General features: G+C 64.3%; 20 protein-coding genes. 10 read left to right on the forward strand and 10 right to left on the reverse strand.

The window, feature by feature from the left end:
- Positions 1 to 6 precede the first annotated feature (6 nt).
- Both AC0L3C_RS02600 and AC0L3C_RS02605 read left to right on the forward strand, forming a co-directional pair.
- The gene (locus tag AC0L3C_RS02600) at positions 7 to 1062 is read left to right on the forward strand and encodes a dihydrodipicolinate synthase family protein (RefSeq protein WP_473407052.1); all 1056 of its coding nucleotides are present in this window, start codon (positions 7 to 9) and stop codon (positions 1060 to 1062) included.
- Positions 1050 to 1841 (forward strand): ABC transporter ATP-binding protein, encoded by a 792-nt coding sequence (locus AC0L3C_RS02605; RefSeq protein WP_473407053.1) that lies wholly within the window; start codon positions 1050 to 1052, stop codon positions 1839 to 1841. Before AC0L3C_RS02600 ends, AC0L3C_RS02605 begins: the two co-directional genes overlap by 13 nt.
- Positions 1842 to 1973: 132 nt before the next feature.
- Here the strand turns inward: AC0L3C_RS02605 and AC0L3C_RS02610 are convergent, their stop codons facing one another.
- The 3 genes from AC0L3C_RS02610 to AC0L3C_RS02620 form a co-directional block, all read right to left on the reverse strand.
- On the reverse strand, positions 1974 to 3065 hold the full coding sequence (locus AC0L3C_RS02610) for a TRAP transporter substrate-binding protein (RefSeq protein ID WP_473407054.1): 1092 nt from the start codon (positions 3063 to 3065) through the stop codon (positions 1974 to 1976).
- Between the two features lie 156 nt (positions 3066 to 3221).
- The gene (locus AC0L3C_RS02615) at positions 3222 to 3479 is read right to left on the reverse strand and encodes a hypothetical protein (protein WP_007609546.1); all 258 of its coding nucleotides are present in this window, start codon (positions 3477 to 3479) and stop codon (positions 3222 to 3224) included.
- A 95-nt stretch (positions 3480 to 3574) separates the two neighbouring features.
- Positions 3575 to 4525, reverse strand: coding sequence for a DUF2778 domain-containing protein (locus tag AC0L3C_RS02620; RefSeq protein ID WP_473257036.1), 951 nt, complete (start codon positions 4523 to 4525; stop codon positions 3575 to 3577).
- A 221-nt stretch (positions 4526 to 4746) separates the two neighbouring features.
- On the opposite strand from AC0L3C_RS02620, the gene AC0L3C_RS02625 reads away from it, so the two are divergent.
- A complete protein-coding gene (locus AC0L3C_RS02625; protein WP_473407055.1) occupies positions 4747 to 5187 on the forward strand; it encodes a DUF1810 domain-containing protein in 441 nt (146 codons plus the stop codon).
- A 97-nt stretch (positions 5188 to 5284) separates the two neighbouring features.
- A complete protein-coding gene (locus AC0L3C_RS02630) occupies positions 5285 to 7366 on the forward strand; it encodes a methyl-accepting chemotaxis protein (protein ID WP_473407056.1) in 2082 nt (693 codons plus the stop codon).
- Positions 7367 to 7371: 5 nt separating this feature from the next.
- Here the strand turns inward: AC0L3C_RS02630 and AC0L3C_RS02635 are convergent, their stop codons facing one another.
- Positions 7372 to 7962 (reverse strand): NADPH-dependent FMN reductase, encoded by a 591-nt coding sequence (locus AC0L3C_RS02635; protein ID WP_085353019.1) that lies wholly within the window; start codon positions 7960 to 7962, stop codon positions 7372 to 7374.
- Between the two features lie 51 nt (positions 7963 to 8013).
- Positions 8014 to 8961 carry an AraC family transcriptional regulator gene (locus AC0L3C_RS02640; RefSeq protein WP_473257040.1) on the reverse strand — a complete coding sequence of 316 codons (948 nt, stop codon included), beginning with the start codon at positions 8959 to 8961 and terminating at the stop codon, positions 8014 to 8016.
- 301 nt (positions 8962 to 9262) lie between these two features.
- Between AC0L3C_RS02640 and AC0L3C_RS02645 the strand changes: the two genes are divergently transcribed.
- Genes AC0L3C_RS02645 through AC0L3C_RS02655 form a run of 3 tightly spaced genes read left to right on the forward strand, consistent with a single transcriptional unit; the run spans position 9263 to position 11850 of the window.
- Positions 9263 to 10369, forward strand: coding sequence for a DUF2336 domain-containing protein (locus AC0L3C_RS02645; RefSeq protein ID WP_473257042.1), 1107 nt, complete (start codon positions 9263 to 9265; stop codon positions 10367 to 10369).
- Positions 10366 to 10680, forward strand: a complete 315-nt coding sequence (locus AC0L3C_RS02650) for a PilZ domain-containing protein (RefSeq protein WP_473407057.1) — start codon at positions 10366 to 10368, stop codon at positions 10678 to 10680. The genes AC0L3C_RS02645 and AC0L3C_RS02650 overlap by 4 nt, the downstream gene beginning before the upstream one ends.
- A gap of 48 nt (positions 10681 to 10728) precedes the next feature.
- The gene (locus AC0L3C_RS02655; protein ID WP_473407058.1) at positions 10729 to 11850 is read left to right on the forward strand and encodes an HD-GYP domain-containing protein; all 1122 of its coding nucleotides are present in this window, start codon (positions 10729 to 10731) and stop codon (positions 11848 to 11850) included.
- A 363-nt stretch (positions 11851 to 12213) separates the two neighbouring features.
- Here AC0L3C_RS02655 and AC0L3C_RS02660 read toward each other — a convergent pair whose 3' ends face one another.
- Positions 12214 to 12891, reverse strand: a complete 678-nt coding sequence (locus AC0L3C_RS02660; protein ID WP_456764590.1) for a nitroreductase — start codon at positions 12889 to 12891, stop codon at positions 12214 to 12216.
- 131 nt (positions 12892 to 13022) lie between these two features.
- On the opposite strand from AC0L3C_RS02660, the gene AC0L3C_RS02665 reads away from it, so the two are divergent.
- Positions 13023 to 13985, forward strand: a complete 963-nt coding sequence (locus tag AC0L3C_RS02665) for an alpha/beta hydrolase (RefSeq protein ID WP_473407059.1) — start codon at positions 13023 to 13025, stop codon at positions 13983 to 13985.
- 4 nt (positions 13986 to 13989) lie between these two features.
- Here AC0L3C_RS02665 and AC0L3C_RS02670 read toward each other — a convergent pair whose 3' ends face one another.
- Positions 13990 to 14457 carry a cupin domain-containing protein gene (locus AC0L3C_RS02670; RefSeq protein WP_473407060.1) on the reverse strand — a complete coding sequence of 156 codons (468 nt, stop codon included), beginning with the start codon at positions 14455 to 14457 and terminating at the stop codon, positions 13990 to 13992.
- 204 nt (positions 14458 to 14661) lie between these two features.
- Between AC0L3C_RS02670 and AC0L3C_RS02675 the strand changes: the two genes are divergently transcribed.
- The gene (locus AC0L3C_RS02675; RefSeq protein WP_456764594.1) at positions 14662 to 14910 is read left to right on the forward strand and encodes a hypothetical protein; all 249 of its coding nucleotides are present in this window, start codon (positions 14662 to 14664) and stop codon (positions 14908 to 14910) included.
- 261 nt (positions 14911 to 15171) lie between these two features.
- Positions 15172 to 16224 carry a type II asparaginase gene (locus AC0L3C_RS02680; protein ID WP_473407108.1) on the forward strand — a complete coding sequence of 351 codons (1053 nt, stop codon included), beginning with the start codon at positions 15172 to 15174 and terminating at the stop codon, positions 16222 to 16224.
- Between the two features lie 171 nt (positions 16225 to 16395).
- Here AC0L3C_RS02680 and AC0L3C_RS02685 read toward each other — a convergent pair whose 3' ends face one another.
- The 3 genes from AC0L3C_RS02685 to AC0L3C_RS02695 form a co-directional block, all read right to left on the reverse strand.
- Positions 16396 to 17271, reverse strand: a complete 876-nt coding sequence (locus AC0L3C_RS02685; RefSeq protein ID WP_473407061.1) for an MBL fold metallo-hydrolase — start codon at positions 17269 to 17271, stop codon at positions 16396 to 16398.
- Positions 17272 to 17342: 71 nt separating this feature from the next.
- A complete protein-coding gene (locus tag AC0L3C_RS02690) occupies positions 17343 to 18965 on the reverse strand; it encodes an ABC-F family ATP-binding cassette domain-containing protein (protein ID WP_204511036.1) in 1623 nt (540 codons plus the stop codon).
- Positions 18966 to 19087: 122 nt separating this feature from the next.
- Positions 19088 to 20695, reverse strand: coding sequence for a multicopper oxidase family protein (locus AC0L3C_RS02695; RefSeq protein ID WP_473407062.1), 1608 nt, complete (start codon positions 20693 to 20695; stop codon positions 19088 to 19090).
- Between the last annotated feature and the right edge of the window lie 24 nt (positions 20696 to 20719).

The following is a 20719-nucleotide window of genomic DNA, read 5'->3' on the forward strand; positions in this document are numbered from 1 at the left end:
GACATCATGCACCACAGCCAGATCAACAGCGAAATCCGTAAGCTGATCGCCGACGGCACCGTGCTGCCGGCGCATCCCCTCGCGCTGACCGCCGAACGCCAGCTCGACAAGAAGCATCAGCGCGCGCTGACGCGCTATTACATCGACGCCGGCTCCGGCGGCCTTGCGGTCGGCGTGCACACCACGCAGTTCGCGATCCGCGATGTCGGCCTCTATCGTCCCGTGCTGGAGCTCGCTGCCGAGACGGCGGCGAACTGGACCAAGCGTCCGCTGGCGCTGGTCGCGGGCCTCGCCGGTCCGACCAGGCAGGCCACCACTGAAGCCCGCACCGCGCGCGACATCGGCTATCACGCAGGGCTCCTCAGCCTCGCCGCGATGAAGGGCGCGTCGGAAGACGACATCATCGCGCATTGCGCAGCGGTCGCAGCCGAAATTCCGCTGGTCGGCTTCTACCTTCAGCCGGCAGTGGGCGGCGTGCTCCTGTCTAGCCGGTTCTGGCAGCGCTTTGCTTCGATCGACAATGTCATCGCGATCAAGATCGCGCCGTTCAACCGCTACCGGACCCTCGATGTTCTGCGCGGCGTCGCGGCAGCCGGCGCGCTCGACCGCGTCGCGCTCTACACCGGCAATGACGACCACATCCTGCTCGATTTGATGCTGCCGTTCGACCTGCGCGACAACGGAATCACCACGCGCACTTATTTCAAGGGCGGCCTGCTCGGCCACTGGTCGGTCTGGACCGCGAGCGCGATCAAACAGTTCGAGCGCTGCAAGGCGGCACGGAACAAGGACAGCGTCCCGGCCGATTTGCTCGCGCTCGATGCCCGCGTCACCGATTGCAACAGCGCCTTCTTCGACGTCGCCAACGATTTTCACGGCTGCATCGCCGGCTGCCACGAGATACTGCGACGGCAAGGCCTGATGCAGGGCCTGTGGTGCCTCGATCCGAACGAGAGCCTGAGCCCCGGCCAGAAGGACGAGATCGAGCGCGTCTACCGCGAGCATTCCGACCTCAGCGACGACGCGTTCGTGGCCGCAAACTTGGATAAATGGCTGGCATGAGCTCGAGCCCCTTCATCAGCCTGCAAGGCGTCCGCAAGGTCTATCGCAGCGGCGGCGCCGAATTCCTGGCGGTGTCCGACGTCACCCTGGACGTGCAGGAGGGTGAGCTTGTCTCGCTGGTCGGCCCGTCCGGATGCGGCAAGACCACGGTGATGAAGATTTTGGCCGGCCTGCACGGCGCCGACGGCGGCACGGTGAAGATTGGCAATGCCAAAAGCCCGTTCGATCCGACCCGCGACATCGGCATGGTGTTCCAGCAGGCGCTGCTGCTGAAATGGCGGACGATCCTGGACAACGTGCTGCTGCCGGCGGAGATCGTCGGCCTGCCGATCAAGGCCGCGCGCGAGCGGGCGCGCGATCTGCTCAATCTGGTGGGACTTGCCGGCTACGAGCAGAAATATCCGCGAGAGCTGTCCGGCGGCATGCAGCAGCGCACCGCGATCGCGCGCGCCTTCATTCACGACCCGAAACTGATCCTGATGGACGAGCCGTTCGGCGCGCTCGACGCCTTGACGCGCGAGCAGATGAATCTGGAGATGCTGCGGATCTGGCGCGAGAGCGGCAAGACCATCATCTTCATCACGCACTCGATTCAGGAAGCCGTGTTCCTGTCCTCGCATTGCGCCGTGCTGACGTCAGGTCCGGCGAAGATGGCCGATTATTTCCCGATCGACCTGCCCTTCCCGCGCGATCTGCCGCTCAAGACGACGGACGCGTTCGGCGCCTATGCGCGGCGCATTTACGAGAAGCTGGGTTTGGGCGCGGCCCAAGGCGCCTGATGAATCCGTAGCCCGGATGGAGCGCAGCGCAATCCGGGGCGGTGCCGTTGACGTGCGAGACCCGGATTACGCTTGCGCTCTATCCGGGCTACGAAAGCCGGGCGCGGCGTGAGCACCGCGCCCCTCTTGCGATCAGGTCTTGTTGCGCATCTTGCCGAGCAGATAATTGTCGTAAAAATTCTCCGCGATCTGCGTGTAGAACAGCAGCTCTTTCATATAGGCGTCGTGGCTTTCCTTGGTGCGCTTGAACAGGTCGCTCTTGGTGGCGAGCTCGTTCAGATGCTCCTGGGTCGCGGCATAGCAGGCCTCCAGCACCGGCTGCGGAAACGCCTTCAGCTCCGCGCCATTGGCGATCAGCCGCTTCAGCGCCGCCGGATTGACGCTGTCGTATTTCTCGAGCATCCAGGCGCCCGCGGCCGACGCGGCCTGGTTGACGATCGCCTGGTACTGCTTCGGCAGCGACGCCCACTTCTCGTCGTTGACGATCATGTGCAGCATGGCGCCGCCTTCCCACCAGCCGGGGAAGTAGTAGTATTTGGCGACCTTCTGGAAGCCGAGCTTTTCGTCGTCATAGGGACCGACGAATTCGACTGCGTCGATCGTGCCCTTCTCCAGCGCCGGATAGATGTCGCCGCCCGCGATCTGTTGCGGGACCACGCCGAGGCGCGCCAGCACATGGCCGCCCATGCCGGCGATGCGGAATTTCAGGCCCTTGAGATCGTCGACGGCCTTGATCTCCTTGCGGAACCAGCCGCCCATCTGGGTGCCGGAATTGCCGCAGAGGATGGCGTGCGCCTTGAAGGGCTTCAGCGCCTCGTTGGTGAGGTCGGCGCCGCCGCCGAAATGCCACCAGGATTCCTGATGGCGATGGTTCATGCCGAAGGGCGCGCCCGTCGCATAGGCCAGCGCCGGCTCCTTGCCGATGTAGAAATAGAGCGGGGTCTGCGCCATGTCGACAGAGGCTGTGCTGACCGCATCCAGCGCCTGCAGGCCGGGGACGAGCTCGCCGGCCGCAAAGGTCTGAATCTGGAATTTGTTGTCGGTGGCCTCGGCAACATATTTCGCAAAAGTCTGCGCGGTGCCGTAGATGGTGTCCAGCGACTTCGGGAAGCTCGAGGTCAGACGCCATTTGATCTCGGGCGCGCCTTGCGCAATCGCAGGTGCGGCAACCAGCGTCGTCGCACCAGCGACCGCGCCGCCCTTCAGGAATGTACGGCGTTTCATGATGGGTCTCTCCCTGAACTATGTTTCAATGTATCGGCTTGAGGTCGATCTTCGCGAGCTATTGCCGTTCCTATAGCGGAGTTCAAGTCGTGAGCGGTAGCCCGGATGGAGCGCAGCGCAGTCCGGGACTCTCCCCAAACATCCGCCGTGTCACTCTCAGAGCAGTTTTGCGCTCACAAACAGCGCGCGCACGGCGTTGGTCGCCTGCACGACGAGCATGGCGTTCTCGGCGGCGCCTTCGAGCGCTGCGACCGCGTCTTCATGCAGCGAGCGGAATTCCATCCACTCGACCGATTTGAAATTGGTGAGGAATTGATAGGCCTGGCCGACGGTCGCAATCGCCAGCGTGTCGCCGTTCAGCTTGATCTTGAACGTCGTGCGCAGCGGGGTCTCGGAACTTTGCGGATCACTCACTTTGCGGATCACTCATGGGCTGCTTCTGGACGATGACGGCTCAAGGAAGGGAAAACGGCAGCCCCGCCGCGGCAGGCAAATATCAGGAGCAGATATCAGGACTCGGTGCTCGCCCGCTGCGAGGCGGTCGCCGACGGGGTCAGCCTGGGCACCACGACCAGACGGTTGAACTCACCATTGTCGTAGGCCTTCATGAAACGATCATAGTCCTTGATCGAAACGCAGCCGTTGGAGTCGCCACGAGGCCCGAGCATGTAATTGTGGGTGAGCAGGCCGACGCGGCCGAGCGCGCTGGTCCCCTCGGTGGGCGTCAAGCGCAGCGCGCGGACGCCGTGAAACAGTTTTTCGCGCGGCTTCAGGTCGTAGGTCGCGGGCGGGGTCGCGCCAACCATGCGCTGGTCGACGTGCTCCGGGTCGTCCATCAGCGCGCCCATGCCGGAATGCGCTTCCAGCGCGAGGCCGCTCGGCAGGTAAAGCGCCTTGGCCGAGATGTCATAGACCGCGGTGCGCGAATCGTAACCGAGCGCGGCGAGATCCGGCGCCTTGCCGAACAGGCCGCTGTCAGGCGTCAGCGAGGCCAGCTTGATCTTGTCGGTGAATTTTTCGAAGAAGTTGCGGTTGTCGACCCTCGGGTTGGTCTCGGCATAAGCCTGGCTGGAAGCAATCTGGGCCGAGAAGTCCGCCTGCGGCGGGCGCGAGCGCGGCATCGGGATGGCGTCGGCACGCTGCGCAAGTCTCGCCTCCTCGGACATGTGCCGGTCGTCGTCGGTCAGGGTCGAGCGCCAGTCGTCACCCTGGAGCTTCTGGGCGAGCATCGCCTTGGCGTCGCGCAATTTGAGCTGTACTGCACTCACCGCGGAGCGCTCCAGCGTCCGCAGGCCGAGCTCGCGGGCGGGCGGACTGCTCGAAGCAGAAGCGAAACGATCATCGAATGAAGGCGCATTGGCTGGCGGCAGCGCGGCGGTGACCAGCGAGCCCGAACCGCCGATATCCGCGACCCAGGCGGCAGCGCCCAGGGCCAGGGCGACGGCGGCCAGAGACAGCAATATCGTCTCGGCTCGCCCAATACGGCGGCGCGACAATAGCCTCTCGGCTTGTGCCCGGTCGGAAACCATCAGCTCCCCAAAATCGATCCCCGGGGGGACCCACCCCACCCGGAGATTCTATACCAGCTACCACATTGGGAGCCAAAAGTTAGGCATAATCGCGGCCGGCAAGGGTCTGGCAAGGCTCCGGCAAGCCATTCCAGGGTATCCTAAGGTATCCAATGACCGATCCTTTCGACCTCAAACGCTTTGTCCGGGCCCAGGACCCGGTCTACCGCGACATCCAGGGGGAGCTGACCCGGGGCCGGAAGCAGAGCCACTGGATGTGGTTCGTCTTCCCGCAGGTCGCCGGCCTCGGCTTCAGCGCCATGTCGCAGCGCTACGCCATCGCCTCCCGCGCCGAGGCCAAGGCCTATCTCGCCCACCCCATCCTCGGTCCGCGCCTGATCGAATGCACCCGCCTCGTGCTTGCCATCGAGGGTCGGACCATCAACGCCATCCTCGGCGCGCCCGATGACGCCAAATTCCGCTCGTCGATGACGCTGTTCGACGCGGTGTCCGACGAACCCGTTTTCGACGAGGCGCTCGTCCGGTACTTTTCCGGCGATCGCGATCCGGCAACGCTCGATATCCTCGCCGCCCTCGACCGCAAGGCCAGGTGACCGCGGCCGCCGGCAGCCACCAGCGTAAACCCGGGATTAACATCGCCTGCCTATTGTCCGTGCAAATAATTTCCCGCGCCAGTTGCCGGACAGACTCATGAAAATCGGTACGCTCCTGACCACCGCCATCGTCTCGCTCTCGACCGTGGGCGGCGGCCTCGCCGTCTACGTCGCCGTGACGAAATACCACACGATGGAGCGGATCACCGAAGCCCAGGGGCGGCTGGCGATCGTCCGCGCCGTCAGCGACATCCCGCGCTACCTCAATCCCGAGCGCGGCTTTTCCACCAACATCCTCTATGGCCCTCCTGCCGTCGACCCGGCGCTGCTTGCCGAGCAGGGCAAGCTGCGCAAGCAGACCGATGCCGCCCGCGACACGATGAACGCGCTGCGCAAGGACCTGCCCGGCCCGTTCGACGACGGCAACACCACCGGCGGCAACATCGACGCCATCAATTCGAAGTTCACCGCGCTACGCGAGGCCATCGACAAGGCGATGTCGGGCCCGCCGGAGGCGCGCAAGGACGCCGCCAAGAAGATCGTCGCCGACAATGCCGTGCTCAACGCCAGCGTGACTGCGCTGCTCAACGAGCAGGTCCGCCGCATGGCGATCCTCAATGGCGACGCCTACCGGCAGGCCAGCTACGCCAACATCGCCATGACATTGCGCGACGTCGGCGGCTTCAATTCGAGCCTGCACAAGAATCTCGTCGGGGGCAAGAAACCGGCGACCGAGACCGAGAAGGCCGAGATCAGCCGCTCGCAGGGCCGCAACGACCAGATCGTGATGTCGCTGCTGGAGTTGCGCGGCAATCCCGCAACGCCGGCGAACGTTGCCGCCGCGCTGGAGAAATTCAACGCGATCTACATCGAAGAGTTCGGCCGCGAGCTCAAGCTGGTGAAGGAGGGTGCGGTCAGCGGCAAGTACGAACACGACATGGACACCTATTACACCGCAACGCAGCGCGGCCTCAGCACCATCATCGAGGTCCGCGACGCCTTTTACGACAACGCCGAGCAGATTCTCGCCGGTGCTTCCACTGCGGCCCACACCAGCTTCACCATCGCACTCGCGGGCCTCCTCGCTGTGCTGATCGCCAGCGCCGGCCTCATCGTCACGGTCCGCCGCCGGGTCTGCGCTCCGATCGTCAACCTGACGACGCGGATGTCGCGGCTTGCCGAGGGCGAGGTCGCGGAAGAGATTCCCGGCGCCGAGCGTTCCGATGAAATCGGTGCCATGGCCGCGGCCGTCCGGGTCTTCAAGGACAACATGATCCGGGCCGACAGCCTTGCGGCCGAGAAGCAGGCCGAGAACGACGGCAAGATGCGCCGCGCCCAGGCGCTCGACGGGATCACCCGCGCGTTCGAAGCCAAGGTCACCGAGCTCGTCGGCGGATTGTCGAAAGCCTCCTCCACCATGGAAAGCACGGCGCAGTCGATGACCTCGACGGCGGCCCAGACCAACAGCCAGGCCGCGGTCGTCGCCGCCGCCTCACAGCAAACATCGAGCAACGTGCAGACCGTCGCGAGCGCCACCGAAGAGCTGACCTCTTCGATCTCGGAGATCGGCCGTCAAGTGGCCCAGTCCACCGAGATCGCCGCCCGCGCCGTCGACAACGCCCGCCGCACTGGCGACACCGCCCGTGCGCTGGCCGAGGGCGCGCAGAAGATCGGCGACGTCGTCACGCTGATCCAGAGCATCGCCGAGCAGACCAATTTGCTGGCGTTGAACGCGACCATCGAGGCTGCCCGCGCCGGCGATGCCGGCCGCGGCTTTGCGGTGGTTGCTGCCGAGGTGAAATCGCTGGCGGGCCAGACCGCCAAGGCCACCACCGAAATCTCCGAGCAGATTTCGGCGATCCAGGCCGCGAGCGACGAGACCGTCACCGCGATCCGTAACGTCGCCGACGTGATCGGCGAAATCGACCAGATCGGCACCGCGATTGCGGCCGCGATCGAGGAACAGGGCTCGGCGACCAAGGAGATCGCCCGCAGCGTCCAGGAGGCCGCGCGCGGCACCCAGGAGGTCAACACCAACATATCAGGCGTGCAGCGCGCCGCCGACGACACCGGCACGGCCGCGCGGGAGGTGCTGGGCGCGGCCGAGCAGCTCTCGACCCAGTCACGCGATCTCGCCGGACAGTTCGATCGCTTCCTCGGTGAGGTCAGGGCCGCGTAAGGCGCTCAGTACGGCGGCGCCTTGCGCGCCCGCTGCGCCTTGGCCGCCTCGATCCACCATGCGAGATCGTCGGCGAAACGCGGGAACGAGCGTTCCAGCGCCTTGCCGCCCTCGCCGATCGGTTCGCCCGCCTCCGACAGTGTCTGTGCGATCGGGCCGACGCCGATGGTGCTCGACACCACCACCATGCCCATCTCCGACAACGTGCCATGCCAGGCGGTCGAGGCACGCGCGCCGGACAGGCGGCCGGCCGAGTAGCTGACGATCGCGGCTGGACGCCAGAACCACTCCTCGAGGAAGTGGTCGGTGAGATTCTTCAGGCCGGGCTGAATGCCCCAATTGTATTCGCCGGTGACGAAGACGAAACCATCGGCGCCGCGGATCTCTCCCGCCAGCTTCTCCAGCGCCTCGGGTGCGGAGCCCTTGGGATATTCCTTGTACATGCGATCGAGCATCGGCAGGCCGATCGCCTTGGCGTCGATGAACACGACGTCGTCGCCGCGGGCGCGCAGGCGATCGATGACGAAATTCGCGAGGCGGATGCCCATGCGGTCGGAACGGTAGGAACCGTAGAGGACGAGGATGCGATTGCTCATGACCGGTAGTATAGCACGGATCATCAAGACCGGCCTCAACGTTTTGACGCACTAGGTTCGCCGTCCGCATTCAAGCGTTTGCGACGGTGTCTCGCCGAACTGGTCGCGATAGCTTCTGGAGAAGTCGCCGAGATGCCAGAAGCCGAACGCCAGCGCGACGGCCTTGACGCTGTCGGCACCGGCGAGCAGCCGCTGGCGCACCAGCCACAGCCGGCGCAGGCGCAAGTAGCGGTGCAGGCTCATGCCGCGATAGCGGCGGACGACGTCGTGCATGGTGCGAACGGACAGGCCGAGCGTGCGCGCGATCTCGTCGCTGTAGATGGGCTGCGAGAGGTCGTCGGAAAGCAGCGCGCGGATGTCCTGAAAGACCTTGAAGTTCCGCTCGTCATTGGGGCGCAGGGTCCATCGCGCAGGAACGATGCTTTCGAAAATTGCGTCCACAGCGCCGAGCAGGGTCTCCCTCATGGCGGCAGCCTTCAGCGGCACGTCGGGCGCATCGACCGGCTCTGAAGCGGCTGCCAACACCTCCCGAACCACACCGCGGAGCCGGTTCAAGCCCGCGGCGGTCGTTTCGAAGATGTTGAAGCAGAGGGCTGCTTGTGGCCAGCCGCGATCTGTCACCTCCGGCCTGAACACCACCGAGGCGATTTGCCGCTGCACCTCCTCGATGGTGGTGTAAGCCGCGCCGCTGCTGCCGATGACGATGACGGGTCGTGTGCGCTGCGTGCCGTTGAATCGAACCGGCACGTCCAAATCGTCCATCGTGAATCCGATCGCGGTGCAATTCTCGACGAGTTGTGCGTCGACCACCCGCGGAAATGCCCGCGTCAGATTCACGTCGCAGCCGGGCAGCGACAGAATGGTCTGCTCGGCCGAAATCCTCCGGACGAAAGGCGTGAACTCGAAGTTCAGGCCTCGTATGGCACTTCGAAATTCATCGACGTCGGTGAAACGAAATACCTTCGGCGCCAGCGTCGGCGCATCATCAGTTCTGTTCATGGCAATGTGAAACTTCGCGTCGCAACAAACGCGCGTCCGGCGAGGATGCCGGCCCAACTTCCCCGTTCCGGTGTCCCTTAAGTCTGAAAGAATCACTTCGCACTATGTTGCCCAGTTGGCGAGCGGCGAAGTCCAAGGACAAGCCGGCGCATCAAATCTCGCCAATTTTCGATAGCGTTTTCCGTGTATCCAGCGGTGCACATATACCTAGACGAGCAAAATCCAAATTTCAAATTAACGTCTGTCGAGCGGAATAGGCGCAGTTCGATAGTCCAAATTAATTTTAGGTCAGGCCCCTGCCATGATGGCAAATTCGCCTGCTGATGTTCTTGCTGAATTGGAAGAGACGGTCGCAACCTGCCCGGCGGAGCGTTGCGCACGCATTCTCTCCGGCATGGTGCAGTTGCTCACTGGCAGCCGCGACCAGTGCCGGGAATTGCTCAGCAACGTGGTCGACGGTGTTCTGCTGCGATTGACGGAACGAGTCGAGACCAGCGCACTGGTTCAGCTCAGCACGGCGCTCGCCGAGCTTGACATCGCGCCTCCCGAAACATTGTGGCGTCTCGCCTCGCACGATAATCCGGACGTGGCATGTCCTGTGTTGCTCAAGTCGCGCGCACTTTCCGCGGCAGATCTCGAGGCTGTCATTGACTCCCGTGGCGAGTTGCATCGACGCGCAATCGCCGCCCGCAGCGACATCGCGCCGGCCGTGACCGAAGCGTTGATCAAGCACGGCGGCCCGATCTGCCTTGCCCTGATCAAGAACCCGGGAACGAAATTCTCCGACGCAGCCTATGCAGCGCTGATTGCCAAGGCCGACCAGGACGGCGAGATCGCGAAGGCGCTGGCGCTCCGGCCCGGCACGCCCGACCTGGTCGTGCGCAAGCTGCTCTCCGCCCCACCAATGCGGCAGGCACCGGCGACGCCCAACCCATCCGCCGCGGCGCCGGTGCCGGAAGCGGAGCCGGCTCCGCCAAAGCGGCCTTGCCGGGCCGAGTATGCAAGCGCGAGGCCGGAGATCGTCATCCTCAACCGCATCGGCAAGCTCAACGATTCCACGGTGAACCGTTTTGCGATCCGCGGCGAGACGGCCAACCTGTTCACGGCGCTGTCGGTGCTTTCAGGGGCGCCGCTCGAAATTATCGAGCATGTCGTGAGCGACGACGATTGCGAGGGGCTGGTCATGGCGTGCCGGGCCTCGCGGCTGAACTGGCAGACCACCCTGACCATCCTGAGCAACCGCAGCGGGAAAAGGCTCTCCTATGCCGGGCGCGAGCGCGCGCAACGGATCTTCGAGACGCTGCTTCTGTCCACCAGCCAATGGACAGTGCGATGGGGGGAAATAGCCGCAAGCGCCAACACGAGCGATCCGGCAAATCGCGGCGCGAAGATGGGGGTTAGCCGATGAAGTTCGACGGTCGCAAAGCGCAGCGCGTGAAAATGGATCACAAGCAGCCGGTCAATCTGATGGGCTCCGACGGCACGTGGCGGCGCAGTTGCGTTCTGCTCGACATATCGCAAAGCGGTGCGAAGATCGAAGTCGAGGGCACGCTCGACGTTCTGCGGGCCAAGGAATTCTTCCTGCTGCTGTCGTCGACGGGGCTCGCCTACCGGCGCTGCGAATTGGTCTGGATCGACGGCACCACGGCCGGCGTGCACTTCGTCACCGTAGACGGCAAGAGGAAACCGGCAGCCGCCGCTGCCGCTCAGAGCACATAGGCCCAAGGACTCATCAGCCCCATCCACTCAGCATAATTCAGGTCAACCGTGCAGAACGCGCGAATTATATCCCGCCCCGTCAAAGGCAACGGCGGCATCCGAGAGAAGGAAGCGGCACGCCCGTTCGTGCATGTGCTGGCTGATTCCTCAGACAAATTATCGAGCATCTGTTCGATTCTCGAGCAGCAGTTTGCCGTCGCAGGCGAACGGCTCGACGCGGAAGCCAAGCTGTCCCAGGTGCCGTTCGCGATCGTCATCCGTGCGGAATTGCGGGATGTCCGCACCATTGCGGCCATCAAGAAACGAGCCGTAAAGCTCGCGAAGGCAACGAAGCGCATCTTCCTGGTCGAGCACGCCTCTCACATGAGTATCTCGCAGGCCTACGCGCTCGGGGCCACGCTCGTCCTTCCCGGGACGATCGACAAGAGCAAGCTGCTGGCAGCGCTTGCTGATCCCGCCGAAGAGGCGTCTGGTTCCTCAGGTCACGCGGCGCAGTCGGACAATGCAGTCGAGACCGCGGCGACCGCGATCGCGTCGATGTTCACCTCGGTGACATCAGGCCAGCCGATCGACATCAACGGCGCCAGAGAAGCCGGCCGCCAGATCGCCGATCGCATCAGCCAGCATGGCCTGTCGGAATGGCTCACGGCGGTGCGGCGCCATCACGAGGGGACCTATCAGCATTGTCTCCTCGTCACCGGCGTCACCATCGACTTCGGCCTGAGCCTCGGCGTCGGCAGGCCCGATCTGGAGCGCCTGTATACGGCGGCCATGTTCCACGACATCGGCAAGGCCCGGATCCCTCTTGCCATCCTCGACAAGCCCGGCCGTCTCGATCCGGAGGAACGTGCCATGATCGAGACTCACCCGGCAGCGGGCTACGATTTTCTGAAAGACCAAGACGATATCTCGCCGGAGATCCTCGATGCCGTGCGGCATCATCACGAATATCTCGACGGCAGCGGCTATCCGGATGCGCTCGGGGCCGAGAGCATTGGCGACATCGTGCGGATTCTCACGATCTCGGACATCTTCGCGGCCCTGATCGAATATCGGCATTACAAGCCGACGCTGCCACGCGGCGAGGCCTATGAGATCCTATGCGGGATGAGCGGAAAGTTGGAGAAGGCGCTGCTGACCGCGTTCAGGCAGGTCGCTCTCACGAGATGAGCGCAGCAATCCGTCTCGACCCCAGTCTAGTGCGCGGCGCGATGTCTGGTGCGGCGCGGAACGGTCCGGCAGGCGAGCCCTTCGGCCAGCAGCTTCATGTCCTCGTGCCGGCCGCTACGGATCATCCGGCCGAACTCTTCGGGTGTGAAAGGAAGACTTGGATCATCATCGATCGGACGCCGCACTCGCGGGCCGAAGAACCGTCGAACCAGGCTAGCGAGCCGCCGCATGTCAATTCCCTCGCGCCAGCATCAAACCTTTCAGTCCGTACATTGTTCCTCCTGCACGATAGAGATTGCAAGAGGCCGCCAAGGGGTCCGCACCAAAAAAATTCCGGCGAGAGAATAATCTCCTCTGCCTGCGTTACTCGGCGAATCCGACGTAGCGCACGAAATCGTCATTGCCCTCGCGATCGGAGCGAACGGCGTTCGCGGCAAAGTTGTCGTCGGGATAGCCCATCGCGACGCAGGTCATGATCACCTCGTCCTCCGGAATGTTTGCGACCTCGCGCACGATGTCGGAACGCATGATGCCCTGCCCGTTGATCACAGAACCGAGACCGCGGTCCCAGGCCGCGAGCACGATTCCGTAGCAGAGCGCGCCCAGATCGAAATGGCAGACCGCGCCGGGATCGAGCACGCGGTCATAGGTCAAGACGAGCGAGACCGGCGCGTCGAACTGGCGGAAGCCGCGCAGCACCCAGTCCTGGCGCATCGGCTTGTCGTCGCGCGCGATTCCCATCGCGCCGAACAGTTTCTTGGCGACGTCGACTTGCCGGGTCCGGTGCACGCCCTGGTACTCCCCGTGGCTGACGATGTCGCGCTTGACCTTGGCGCCGGCAACCATTTCCTCCATGTTGCGTCGGCGCAGCTGTTCCAGCGGACTGCCTGTGAGCACGTGGACATGCCAGGGCTGGGTGTTCATCGACGACGGCGCACGCTTGGCGCTGTCGATGATCGCCTCGATCACCGCGCGCGGCACCGGCTCGTTCCTGAAGCCGCGCACGCTGCGGCGCGACTGGACCAGCGTTTCGAATTCCACCTCAAGACCTCCCTGCCCGTTCATCCCACGGCATTGCATTCCCCGGCATCGCCACATGCGAGCGGTTGCCGATGCGGCGCGCAATATCTATGCTAACCCGCAAGCAAGACCAAGAACCGTGTGAGGATTCCATGGCCGCACCGCTCGATCCAGTCATCGCCCAGATCATTCCGCTGCTGCCGATGCGCGATCACACGACGATGACGCCACAGAGCGCCCGCGATTCCTTGCGCGCACTGGCTGCCTCGCGCGCGGCCATACCGCCGCCGCCGGTCGACATCGTCGCGGATATCAAGGTGAAAGGCGGCGCCGGACCGCTCGATGCACGGGTCTACCGGGTCGGCACCACGCCCGCACCGACCGTGGTGTTCTTCCATGGTGGCGGCTGGGTCGCGGGCGACCTCGAGACCCACGACCGGCAGGCACGCAATCTTGCGATCGAGACCGGCGCAGTCGTCGTCTCCGTCGACTATCGTCGCCCGCCCGAAACGCGCTTTCCCGGCGCGTTCGAGGACGCCTTTGCCGCGGTCAGCGACGTGTTTGGCCGCGTCGCGGAATTTGGCGGCGATGCAAAACGCCTGGGCGTCGCCGGCGACAGCGCCGGCGGCAATCTCGCCGCCACCACCGCGATCGCCTGCCGCGACACCGGCATCAAGCTCGCCGCGCAACTCCTGGTCTATCCCGTCACTGACGTCCTTGGGAGTTATGCGGACGCGCGCGAGAACGCACGCTTCCCCTCGCGCGCCGAGAATGCCGAAGGCTACTTCCTCTCCCGCGCCGTGATGGAGTGGTTCTGCGGTCATTATCTCGCCGATCCCTCGGACGCGACCGACTGGCGCGTTTCGCCGCTGCGCGCGACTTCGCTTGCCGGCGTCGCGCCCGCGATCGTCACCACCGCCTGGTTCGATCCCCTCCGCGACGAGGGCACGGCCTATGCACGGGCGCTGGAAGTCGCCGGTGTGCCGGTAAAGCACCATGAAGGCCCCAGCCTGATCCACGGCTATTTCGGCCTCGGCGACGCCTCCGAGGTGGCGCGCGCCGAAGCGCAGCGCGCACGCGCGGACTTCAAGGCGCTTCTCGCGCGCGGCGTATGAGCGGCTAGGTGCTCCCCGCCCGTTGCGCGTCGGTGTGCCCCCACGTCTGGTCCCAATCCTGACCGGCGGCATCGACGACGCGGCCGTCGGCTTCGAAGAACTTGTTCGGCACCTGAAAGATCGCCAGGATCAGGGCGCCCTCCGGGCACCAGGCAGCATGCCGGCTGCCCGCCTCGCGCCAGATGAATTCGCCGGCCTTGCAGGCAATCCCCTTGGCCGGCCCCTCGTTGTCGACGAGAGCGCCCTCGATGACATAACTCTGCTCGACGCCAACATGCTCGTGATCGGGCAGCACCGATCCCGGCGCAAAGCGCATCAAGGCCGTCATCAGACCGCTGCTGCGATCGAACAGCAGTGTCTTGGCCTCGCAGCCGGGAAAGCGCGTCTTCTGCCATTCCATGTCTTGCGGCCGAACCAGGTGAGAATGCCGGTCAGAATCGGCATCCGGCATGTTCGCAATCAGGGTCTCCATCACGATGCTCCCTTCGGCTAAACTCGCCCGAAGCTAGCAGGATCGCCCGTCCCGGTCAGCGAGCAGTGCAGCAGGCGGTGGGCCCCGTCGCACCCGCGCTCGGAAAATCGCCAGGAAGACCGGGCGGCAGGCGATCATCCAGCTTGATTGCGCCACGATTCCCGGCTCCAATCCGCGCGCCATTTCTGGTTTAGGGAGACAATCATGATGAAGCGAATTTTCCTGGCTGCGATCGTTGCCACGTTTGCGGCGGGTTCGGCCTTCGCGGAAGACACCTGCGAAAGCAAGGCCGTCGGCAAGGACGGCAAGGCCCTGGCTGGCGCCGCCAAGACCTCGTTCATGAAGAAGTGCAAGGCCGACGCCTGCGCGCCCAAGGCCGTCAGCGCCGAGGGCAAGCCGCTCGCCGGCGCCGCCAAGAACAGCTTTATGAAGAAGTGCGAGATGGGCGCGTAGTCGCGCTGCGAATTCGCTGCTGTTTTACTGAGCAATCACCAGACGAACTGCACATGGCCGGGCTTGTCCCGGCCATTCGCGTGTGTGTTTCCGTGTGCCGGTTTCCAGACCACATCATCCGAAAGCAGCGTCGCCCTAGACAGGAGCTCTCGACTGACCGATCATGCGATGCTGAGCGAACCGGGGCGCATCGGCAAGGCTTTCTAGGAAAGGGACGTCAAGATGTGGCAACCTCGAGTGCGTCATCACTTCATCGCGGCAATGAGCTTGCTCTTCGCTCTGCTCATCGGACTTGAAGCCGCGAACGCGCGGGGCCCGGGACTGCCCAACGTCATGGTGCTCGCAACCGGCGGCACGATCGCCGGCAGCGGGGCGAGCAGCACCACCGTGGTGGGTTACACCGCAGCCACCGTGGGCATAGAGACCCTCCTGAACGCCGTTCCCGAACTGAAAACGGTGGCTAACGTCAAGGGCGAGCAGGTCTTCCAGATCGCCAGCGAGAACATGAATAATGACTACTGGCTCAAGCTTGCCAAGCGCGTCAACACGCTGCTCGCGCAGGACGACGTCGATGGCATTGTGATCACGCACGGGACCGATACGATCGAGGAAACCAGCTATTTTCTGGACCTCGTCGTCAAGAGCAAGAAACCTGTCGTCGTCGTCGGCGCGATGCGGCCGTCGACGGCGATCAGCGCGGATGGGCCGATCAACCTCTTCAATGCGGTGATCCTCGCGGGCAGTGACGAGGCCGTCGGCAAGGGCGTGCTCGTCGCTCTCAACGATCAGATCAACGCGGCCCGCGATGTCACCAAGAACAACACTTCGACGGCGGACACCTTCCGCACGCCTGAACTCGGCTTTCTCGGCTACATGCAGGGCAACAAGCCGTACTTCTATCGTCAATCGACGCGCCGGCACACGGCAGACTCCGAATTCGACGTCTCCAGCCTCGATGTCCTGCCGCAAGTCGACATCGTCTACGGCTACGCCAACATGAACCGGGTTGCGATCGACGCGTTTGTCGCCGCCGGGGCCAAGGGGATCGTGCATGCCGGCGTCGGAGACGGCAGCCTGGCTCGTCCCGCGGTCGAGCCGGCGCTCGACGACGCCCGCAAGAAGGGTGTCGTGATCGTGCGCAGCAGCCGGGTCGGCAACGGCATCGTCGCGCGCAACGGCGAGGCCAAGGACGACGAGCACGACTTCGTCGTCTCGGATACGCTCAATCCTCAAAAGGCGCGTATTCTGCTGATGCTGGCGCTGACCAAGACGACCGACACGAAGGAAATCCAGCGGATGTTCTACACGTACTAGACCGTCGGATGTACGGTCGCTCCATGAACTCGTCATGCCCGGGCTTGTCCCGCCTGCGAGGCCGAAGCCTCTTCGGCGAGGCGAAGGCCCGGGCATCCACGGCCTTGTTTCCGTGTAGCAAAGGTCGTGGATGACCGGGACAAGCCCGGCCATGACGGCGAGGCGGTCGCCCTACTCCCGCTTGAAACGGTAATCAAAGGCGGCGCCGAGCGGCTTGATCAGCCCGACCGTCGGCGCCGGAAAATGGACAGGCAAGATCAGCGTGTCGGTGTCGGCGACGGAAGCAAAGAACTTTCGCCGCGACACCGCCGACTGCTTCGCATCCCAATCCGGCTTGGCCGACCAGTCCGGCTCGCGGCACTGGATCTGGTGATGCATGAGATCGCCAGCGACCACCGCGCGGCGCCCCTTCGAGAAGATGTTCACGCAGCAATGGCAGGGCGAATGCCCCGGCGTCGGCGTCAGCGTGACGGTGTCGTCGAGCGCGTAGTCGTCATCGACCAATAGCGCTTGGCCTGCTTCGACGATCGGCAGGCAATTGTCGCGAAACACGGTACCGGGCGGATTGCCGCCCTTGGCATGCTCGGCCTCCCAGGCCGCATATTCACCCTTGTGGAAGACGTATTTCGCATTGGGAAACGTCGGCACCCAGCGGCCGTCGCGCAAGGTCGTATTCCAGCCGGTGTGGTCGATATGAAGATGCGTGCAGAAGACGTAGTCGATCTGCTCGAAAGAGATGCCCAGCGCGAACAGCTCGTTGCGCCAGCGCTCCTTGCCCGGAAAATCGAACGGCGGCGGATGGCCCTTGTCCTCGCCGGTGCAGGTATCGACCAGAATGGTGTAGCGCGGCGTGCGCACCACGAAGGTCTGATAGGTGATCACCATCATGCCGCGCGCGGCGTCGAACACCTCAGGCTCCATCGTCGGCAGATGATGCCTGAACACGGCCTCGTCATAGGCCGGGAAAAAATCCTGCGGCCGCCGCCACGGCCCCTCCCGCTCGATCACCGCATCGATGGTGATGTCGCCGATGCGCAGCTGCTTCATGGCTGTTTCGCTCCCCTTTTGGAAGGAGCGTAGCGGGCCGCAGCAACGCGTCAAGGCGGCGTAGCGGTATGCTAGCTCCGCAGCCCCGGCGCTTCCTGCCCCGTGCGCGCGACGTATTCGGTGTAGCCGCCGCCGAACTGGTGGATGCCTTCGGGCGTCAACTCCAGCACGCGGTTCGACAGGACGCTGAGAAAATGCCGGTCATGCGAGACGAACAGCATGGTGCCCTCGAAATCCGACAGCGCCGTGATCAGCATCTCCTTGGTGGCGAGGTCGAGATGGTTGGTCGGCTCGTCCAGCACCAGAAAGTTCGGCGGATCGAACAGCATCTTCGCCATCACCAGGCGCGCCTTCTCGCCGCCCGAGAGCACGCGGCAGCGCTTCTCGACGTCGTCGCCGGAGAAGCCGAAGCAGCCGGCGAGCGCGCGCAGGGAGCCCTGACCCGCGGTCGGAAACGCATATTCGAGTGACTCGAACACCGTCTGCTCGCCGTCGAGCAAATCCATCGCGTGCTGCGCGAAATAACCCATCTTGACGCTGCCGCCGACCGCCACGGTACCCTCGTCCGGCTCGCTCGCACCAGCGACGAGCTTGAGCAGCGTCGATTTGCCGGCGCCGTTGACGCCCATCACGCACCAGCGTTCTCGGCGGCGGATCATGAAATCGAGCCCGTCATAGATCCGCTTGCTGCCGTAGCCCTTGAACACCTTCTTGAGCGCAACGACGTCCTCGCCCGAGCGCGGCGCCGGCGGAAAGTCGAACGCCACCGTCTGGCGGCGGCGCGGCGGCTCCACCCGCTCGATCTTGTCGAGCTTCTTCACCCGGCTCTGCACCTGCGCCGCATGAGATGCGCGCGCCTTGAACCGCTCGATGAACTTGATCTCCTTGGCGAGCATGGCCTGCTGGCGCTCGAACTGCGCCTGCTGCTGCTTCTCGCTGAGCGCCCGCTGCTGCTCGTAGAACTCGTAATTGCCGGCATAGGTGGTGAGCGAGCCGGAATCGATCTCCACCACCTTCGAGATCACGCGGTTGATGAACTCGCGATCGTGCGAGGTCATCAGCAGCGTGCCTTCGTAGTCGTGCAGGAACTTCTCCAGCCAGATCAGGCTTTCGAGATCGAGATGATTGCTGGGCTCGTCGAGCAGCATGACGTCGGGACGCATCAAGAGGATGCGGGCGAGCGCCACGCGCATCTTCCAGCCGCCGGAGAGCTTGCCGACGTCGCCGTCCATCATCTCCTGGCTGAAGCCGAGGCCGGACAGTGCCTCGCGCGCGCGGCCGTCGAGCGCATAGCCGTCGAGCTCTTCGAACGCGTGCTGCACCTCGCCGTAACGCGCGATGATCTCGTCCATCTGGTCGGCTTTGTCCGGATCGGCCATCGCAGTCTCGAGCTCGCGCAGCTCGGCTGCCACCGCACTCACTGGTCCCGCCCCGTCCATGACCTCGGCCACGGCGCTGCGGCCGGCCATCTCGCCGACGTCCTGGTTGAAATAGCCGATGGTGATGCCGCGATCGGTCGAGACCTGCCCCTCATCGGGCAGTTCCTCGCCGGCGATCATCCGGAATAGCGTGGTCTTGCCGGCGCCGTTCGGGCCGACGAGCCCGATCTTCTCGCCCTTGTTGAGGGCGGCGGACGCTTCGATGAACAGGATCTGGTGGCCGGCTTGCTTGCTGACGTTGTCGAGGCGGATCATGAGGTCTTTTTGGAGGATTGTTGCGTTGCAGCGTCAATAGGCCATGCGGGCCGCCAGGGGAAGCCCGGCCGGACCCGGATCAGCCCCGCGCGCCGCCGAATTCGCGCAATTCGACCCGCAACTTACGCCTTGTAGACCTCCACGGTCTGCATCATGCCCATCTCCTCATGGTTCATCATGTGGCAGTGGAGCATGTAGACGCCGGTGAAATCGATGAAGCGCGAGCGGAACACGACCTGCCCGCCCTTGCGCTCCACGATCACGGAATCCCGCCATTCCGGCACCGCCAGCGCCTTGCCGTTGGCCGAGATCACCTGGAATGGGTTGGTATGGATGTGGAACACGTGGTCGTCATGCTCGTGCGTGTTGACGATGGTCCACTCCTCGACCGCACCCAGTTTGACCCGCTGATCGATGCGGCCGGGGTCGAACTTCTTGCCGTCGACGAAGAACTCGAATTCCTGCCAATGGCCGGCGGCATCCGCCTCCGGCGCGGTCGCCGACAGCACCACCTTGCGGCGGTTGGTGATCTCGGAGTCCTTGATGGTCGCGAGCGGCGCCGGTGGCAAAGCGCGCGGCAGCTTCATGTCCATTGGCGCGCCTGACACCACGACCCGCGCCAGCGGTCCCACTGGCGAAGGATGCCCCTGATCGTAGGGCGTGGCGTTGAAGGCGTAGGTGCCGGGGCTTCCTGCCTTCACCAGAATATCGGCGCGCTGCCCAGGCGCGATCAGGACCTGCTTGAGCGGCTGCATGGCGCCGAGCTGGATGCCGTCATAGGCGATTGCATGCAGATCGTGCTTCTCGAGGTCGAGCAGCATGTCGTCCTGGTAGGCGGCATTGAGGATGCGCCAGCGCTGCACCTCGCCGGGCCGCATCTCGATCATCGGCCGGCGCTGGCCATTGATGGCGAGAAAGCGCGTCGCAGTCTCGGGAAACAGCGTCTCGAAATTCTCGACCATGCCGTTGGCATCGTAGACCACCTGGGTCAGCACCATGAGCCGTTCGCGGGCTGTGGCGATCTCGGGAATTTCGGCGAAATCGCCTTCGATGACGATGGCGCCGACCATGCCGGAGGACATCTGGATGTCGGCGCTGCCGTGGTGATGCGGGTGATACCAATAGGTGCCCTTGGTGTGATCGGCCGGCAGGGTGATTTCGATGTTGTAGCTGCGGCCCGGCGCCATCGAGCGCATGACGTTGTCGGAAATTCCGCTCGGGCTGGTATGCGCGCCGTGGAAATGGAAATTGGTGTTGTTGAACTGGTGCGGATGGCTGATGTCGGCCGGCAATCCATCGCGGTTCGGCGGCAGATCGTTGATCATCTTGATGCGCAGGGTATCGCCGGGCTTCATGCGCAAGGTCGGGCCGGGGCTGCCGCCCTCATAGGACCTGACATAGAGCCTGACGCCGCCGATCTGGCGATAGGCATAGCCGACGCGCATGGTCGTGCTCAGCACGCCATTGACGGACCGCCGCACCTCGGGCTCGAGCAGCGCTTGGTCCATGGCGGGAACGGGCGTTTCAGCGACCATCCCCATGGTCGGCGACATGTCCGCGGTGTGGGACATGCCCGCATGGTCGTGCGCGGCGTGCTGGGCATTCGCTGCACCTGCGAACAGCGACAACGCGCCGGCCTTGAGACCGCAATCCAGCAATTGGCGGCGCGACAATGTCGTCGTGCCCATCGTGCCGGTGACTGAAGACGCACCGTTCGGATCCTGCTGCATTTGAATTGCGCCCCCTGTTGCCGG

Source organism: Bradyrhizobium sp. WSM4872 (assembly GCF_055811715.1).

Coding starts and splice junctions, on each gene's coding strand:
- AC0L3C_RS02600 (WP_473407052.1), top strand. CDS start 7: ATGCACCACAGCCAGATCAACAGCGAAATCCGTAAGCTGATCGCCGAC.
- AC0L3C_RS02605 (WP_473407053.1), top strand. CDS start 1,050: ATGGCTGGCATGAGCTCGAGCCCCTTCATCAGCCTGCAAGGCGTCCGC.
- AC0L3C_RS02610 (WP_473407054.1), bottom strand. CDS start 3,065: ATGAAACGCCGTACATTCCTGAAGGGCGGCGCGGTCGCTGGTGCGACG.
- AC0L3C_RS02625 (WP_473407055.1), top strand. CDS start 4,747: ATGACCGATCCTTTCGACCTCAAACGCTTTGTCCGGGCCCAGGACCCG.
- AC0L3C_RS02630 (WP_473407056.1), top strand. CDS start 5,285: ATGAAAATCGGTACGCTCCTGACCACCGCCATCGTCTCGCTCTCGACC.
- AC0L3C_RS02635 (WP_085353019.1), bottom strand. CDS start 7,962: ATGAGCAATCGCATCCTCGTCCTCTACGGTTCCTACCGTTCCGACCGC.
- AC0L3C_RS02640 (WP_473257040.1), bottom strand. CDS start 8,961: ATGAACAGAACTGATGATGCGCCGACGCTGGCGCCGAAGGTATTTCGT.
- AC0L3C_RS02645 (WP_473257042.1), top strand. CDS start 9,263: ATGATGGCAAATTCGCCTGCTGATGTTCTTGCTGAATTGGAAGAGACG.
- AC0L3C_RS02650 (WP_473407057.1), top strand. CDS start 10,366: ATGAAGTTCGACGGTCGCAAAGCGCAGCGCGTGAAAATGGATCACAAG.
- AC0L3C_RS02665 (WP_473407059.1), top strand. CDS start 13,023: ATGGCCGCACCGCTCGATCCAGTCATCGCCCAGATCATTCCGCTGCTG.
- AC0L3C_RS02670 (WP_473407060.1), bottom strand. CDS start 14,457: ATGGAGACCCTGATTGCGAACATGCCGGATGCCGATTCTGACCGGCAT.
- AC0L3C_RS02675 (WP_456764594.1), top strand. CDS start 14,662: ATGATGAAGCGAATTTTCCTGGCTGCGATCGTTGCCACGTTTGCGGCG.
- AC0L3C_RS02680 (WP_473407108.1), top strand. CDS start 15,172: ATGAGCTTGCTCTTCGCTCTGCTCATCGGACTTGAAGCCGCGAACGCG.
- AC0L3C_RS02685 (WP_473407061.1), bottom strand. CDS start 17,271: ATGAAGCAGCTGCGCATCGGCGACATCACCATCGATGCGGTGATCGAG.
- AC0L3C_RS02690 (WP_204511036.1), bottom strand. CDS start 18,965: ATGATCCGCCTCGACAACGTCAGCAAGCAAGCCGGCCACCAGATCCTG.
- AC0L3C_RS02695 (WP_473407062.1), bottom strand. CDS start 20,695: ATGCAGCAGGATCCGAACGGTGCGTCTTCAGTCACCGGCACGATGGGC.